4 protein-coding genes and 1 pseudogene are annotated in these 4521 nt (G+C 43.8%); 1 reads left to right on the top strand and 4 read right to left on the bottom strand.

What is annotated here, in order from left to right; genetic code table 11:
• A pseudogene (locus QAS77_RS10705) lies at positions 1–203 on the bottom strand (diphthine synthase); the annotation flags it as partial.
• Positions 204–371: 168 nt separating this feature from the next.
• On the opposite strand from QAS77_RS10705, the gene thsA reads away from it, so the two are divergent.
• Positions 372–1985: a thermosome subunit alpha gene (gene thsA, locus QAS77_RS10700; protein ID WP_250868377.1), complete on the top strand. Its 1614-nt coding sequence runs from the start codon at positions 372–374 to the stop codon at positions 1983–1985.
• A 19-nt stretch (positions 1986–2004) separates the two neighbouring features.
• Here the strand turns inward: thsA and QAS77_RS10695 are convergent, their stop codons facing one another.
• The 3 genes from QAS77_RS10695 to QAS77_RS10685 all read right to left on the bottom strand — a co-directional run.
• Positions 2005–2586, bottom strand: coding sequence for a DUF2119 domain-containing protein (locus QAS77_RS10695; RefSeq protein WP_305065488.1), 582 nt, complete (start codon positions 2584–2586; stop codon positions 2005–2007).
• Positions 2587–2731: 145 nt separating this feature from the next.
• Positions 2732–3409 (bottom strand): S4 domain-containing protein, encoded by a 678-nt coding sequence (locus tag QAS77_RS10690; RefSeq protein ID WP_305065486.1) that lies wholly within the window; start codon positions 3407–3409, stop codon positions 2732–2734.
• Between the two features lie 70 nt (positions 3410–3479).
• On the bottom strand, positions 3480–4521 hold a 1042-nt coding region (locus QAS77_RS10685), incomplete at its 5' end, for an NADH:flavin oxidoreductase (protein ID WP_305065484.1).

Genomic DNA, 4521 nt, shown 5'->3' with positions numbered 1-4521 from the left:
TCCTCAGCATGTTGCTCCACATCTTCCCTTGAGAGCACAGTTATCTTCTTTTTATAGAGCTGCTCCATCTTTTCGAGATCAGTTCCCATTAGAATGGAAGTATAGAACTCAACATAGACCTTGTCAGCGTTGTGTATCTTTTCAAGACCCTTTAATGAAATATCCTTTTCATCGAACAGGCCAAGTCCTACAAAATCAAGCATAATATGGTAAAAATCAGCTTGTATGTTAAAGTTTTTGAATATAGGAGATAAAGAGAGGGAGACCATTCGAAACGTTTTTATAGAACCATACACAGTTAGTTTCATTCATATTTAACAAAACCACTATTCCAATTCTTATAATTAAGACTATCAGGAGGTTCAGATTCTATGGCAGGACTAGGTCAGCCAACAATTATAGATCCAAGAAAGGAACAGACACAGGGCAAGGATGCACTTCACATGAACATTGCAGCAGCAAAAGCAGTTGCAAATATAGTAAAGACAACACTTGGTCCAAAAGGAATGGACAAGATGCTTGTCAATGGTGTGGGTGACATCGTACTTACCAACGACGGCGCAATGATCTTAAAAGGGATGGAGATCGAACATCCAACCGCTAAGATGATCGTTGAAGTTGCAAAGACCCAGGAAACCATTGCAGGAGACGGTACAACAGGTGCTGTAGTTCTTGCCGGCGCACTTCTTGAGAAAGCAGAAGGGCTCATTGATACCGGAATCCACCCTGCAGTTATCATCAAAGGATTCCTGAAAGCATCTGGCAAGGCAATGGAATTACTTGACAATTATGCTGTAGAGGTCACAAAAGAGAACAGGGAAGTTCTCGTGAACATTGCAAAGACCGCCATTGCAGGCAAATCTTCAGAAGCTTTTGCTGACCATATCGCAAACATTTGTGTTGATGCTGCACTCGAAGTAGAGGAAGATGGAAAGGTCGACCTCAACAATATAATGCTTACACAGGATCCTGGACAACAGATCGATGATACCGAGTTCCTTGAAGGCATCGTTGTCAACAAGGCACGCCTCCATTCAGCAATGCCCGAAAAGGTGGAGAAACCAAAGATCGCTATTCTCGCTTCAGACATCTCTGTCAAGAAGACAAAGAACAAAGCATCTTTCCAGATCGATTCAGCTGATAAGATGAAAGAGTTCCTTGAACAGGAAAAAGCAGACTTTGAAGCAATGCTCGACAGGATTCTTGATACCGGAGCAACCGTCATTATTGGCACAAAGAACATTGATCAGGTCGCAATGGACTATTTCCAGAAGAAAGGAGTCTATGCGATCAGACGTGTAAATGAAGACGATATTAAAGCGATCTCAAGAGCAACCGGAGCACACATTGTCAAGAATATCATGGACATCTCCGAGAAGGACCTTGGAAGCGCAGAGCTCATTGAACAGATCGGTGCATTCGACCTTGGTAAGACATACATCAGAGGTTGCAAGAACACGAACACCATCACCATCCTCCTCAGGGGAAGTACGGAACATATCACCGATAACCTTGAACGTACAATGGATGATGCACTCAACGTGATCAAGAACACCATCGAAGATGGCACGATCGTTGCAGGTGGCGGTGCTTCCGAGATCGAGATCGCACAGGGACTCAGAGCCTACTCAACCAGTGTCGAAGGACGCGAACAGCTTGCTGTCGCAGCATTTGCTGAAGCACTTGAGAGCATTCCAAGGGAAATTGCAATCAACGCAGGTATGGACAGTATAGACACCATCCTCGCACTTCGTGCAAAACACACCGAGATAAAGAACGCTGGTCTTGATGTTTACTCAACAGAGATCATTGATACTCTCGAGAACGGCATTGTTGATTCCCTCAGGGTAAAGAAACAGGCTATCAAATCCGCTTCCGAGGTTGCCAACATGGTATTACGTGTTGACGACATGCTCAAAGCACAAAGGCAGCAGATGATGGATGTGAACCCTGAACACAACATCCACAACTACGAAGGAATGTAAATGGATAGTAAGGGAAACCTTACGATCCATAGAATTTTTTATAGTCTTCTATTGCTTTTTTAGCCACATTGGGATAGCGTTCCATCATATATTCGATGAAACCATCCCTTGAACGGCATTCTTTTACAACTTGAAGCATCTTCGCAGCAAACTCTTTCGAGCTTTGATTCGACCTTTCTACCTCAAATGTCAGACACAAAGCTTCCACCGGAAAATGATCCCTCCTAATATGAGGCGAAACAGAACCCATCAACACATTATTTTCCAGAACACTGAATCCGGGCACACCTTTTTCATGTATCCTTGTGCTTGAGACCAATTTATGAAAATTATCTGAAGAATATGAATGCAACTCGACATAGATGTCAGGCCGATATGCCTTCACAACATCAATGATCAGTTTCCCCATATCTTTATAATAATCCCCGTCCAGCGTGGAAATATAGTCCCCCCTGCTTACCACAGGCAGTATAGCAAGAGTGCCTGATGACGGGCGCTCAATATTCAACAGTACATCTGAAGTATCCCGCCATTCCTGCCCATGAAGCCCAGCAACAAAAAGACGAAATGGACGACCTTTCCCATATATCTTGAGAAGCATTGCAGACCTCCTTTATCTTGTCAAATATTGAGTAGAACCGACACTTATGCAATAAAAATAAATGACCGATATAACGGTCGAACGGTCAATGATCAATGGTTTAGAAGCATTGATAAGATGGAGTGAGTGAGCAAAGATCGAAAGATCAATCCGTATCCTCGACCTCACCGATCTTGCGTGCAACAACGTATATCTCCTGCTTCTCGGATTCAAGCACGTTCTGAATTTCAAGGCCAAGCCCTTCCATTATACTAAGCAGAGGTTCCCTCTTGATCCTTTTAGAGACCTTTATCACCTGAAGCAATCGTCCATTCAATTTAAGCAATGGAAGTACACACTTAAGAGCTGTAAGGGAATCTTCCGGTTCAAGGGTCATATCGCTCAGGATGACATCCACAGGCTCCGGCGACATGGTCTCAAGAGGGAAGGTGAAAACATCACCGAACATGACCGAAACATTGCTTCTTTCATGAGCTATTTGACCAAGCTCCTCCCTGAAATCACGGCTGAACTCCAGACCCCTCACATCACCTGCGATCTCCGATGCAAATACAATAAATCCGCCTGCACTTGAACCCAGGTCAAGGACAGAATCACCTTCTTTGATAAGACCGATCTCATCCTGTATCCCTTTTAACTTGAAATATCCCTTTGGCATATCAAGCCCTTCGTCCACCTTGACGTCATCATCAATAGAAACATCTTTAGAAGGCTTTGTTACAACAGAACCATCGATTTTTACATGACCATCAAGTATAGCCTTTTTAGAACGACCACGTGACTTAAAGGAACCCATTTCAACAAGATATGCATCTAGCCTCATAAATTAATGAAGGCAAAACAAGTATAAAAAGGTAACAAAGAAAAAGAGAAAATAAAAAAAATAAAGAGGGTCAGTTAAAATTATAAGTGCATGAAACCCCATCCGTCCTGAAACAACCATTGCATGACACACACTTCACCCGATCGCTTCCTTCCTTAAGACTTACGACAAGATCAGGTTCAGCAATAAATGGCCTGCTTAACGATACCATATCAGCATATCCCCTTAACATAGACTCCATCACAGCCTTTGTGCGGATTCCGCCTACCAGTATGACAGGTATCTTCACCGTATCACGGATCATTTTAGAATAACGCCTGAAATATGCTTCCTTTTCCTCAGAATCGATATCTTTCTGGGACATGACCGCACCTGCTTCGAATATCCCACCACTTACCTCGATAGCACACACTCCGGCTTTTTCAAGAAGGCTGGCGATCTCCACACATTCTGGAGCATCAAGGCCGATCTTACCTGAAAACACATCAAACCCATCTGTGGCATTCATCTTCACCATGACAGGGAAGTCTTTTCCGACCTTTTCCTGAATTCTTTTAACTATCTCAGTGACTATCCTTGCCCGATTCTCCACAGACCCACCCCATTTATCGGTCCTGCGGTTCGTATAAGGGGAGATGAAACTGCTTAACAGGAAACCGTGAGCACAGTGTATCTGAATACCATCAAATCCCGCTTCCTTTGAACGTCTTGCAGCCTCTGCAAAGTTCTCAATCGTATCAAGGATATCCTCTTCGGCCATCTCCACAGGAACCTTATCGGAAGCTGGATCTTCAACTGCCGAAGGTGCTAAAAGAGCAACTCCTTCCTTTACGATGGATTGTCTGCCGCCATGGACGATCTGTATGAATATCTTGCTGCCATGCTTATGTACCCTTGAGACAATTTCCTTATAGGGTCCGATGAACCTGTCATCATAGATACCCTGCTGCCTTTCATCGCTTTGTCCTTTGACATCCACGTATGAATAGCCCGTAATTATCAAGCCGACGTCTTCCCGGGCAAGGTCTTCATACATGTCCCCTATCCCTTTGGTCACAGTTCCATCCAATTCAGCCATTCCCTCATTGGTAGCTGAACGCACGAAACGATTC

This window comes from Methanococcoides sp., from assembly GCF_030594565.1.
GTDB lineage: Archaea > Halobacteriota > Methanosarcinia > Methanosarcinales > Methanosarcinaceae > Methanococcoides > Methanococcoides seepicolus.
This window is presented reverse-complemented; position numbering and strand designations above follow the sequence as displayed.

Coding starts and splice junctions, on each gene's coding strand:
- QAS77_RS10695 (WP_305065488.1), bottom strand. CDS start 2,586: ATGCTTCTCAAGATATATGGGAAAGGTCGTCCATTTCGTCTTTTTGTT.
- thsA (WP_250868377.1), top strand. CDS start 372: ATGGCAGGACTAGGTCAGCCAACAATTATAGATCCAAGAAAGGAACAG.
- QAS77_RS10690 (WP_305065486.1), bottom strand. CDS start 3,409: ATGAGGCTAGATGCATATCTTGTTGAAATGGGTTCCTTTAAGTCACGT.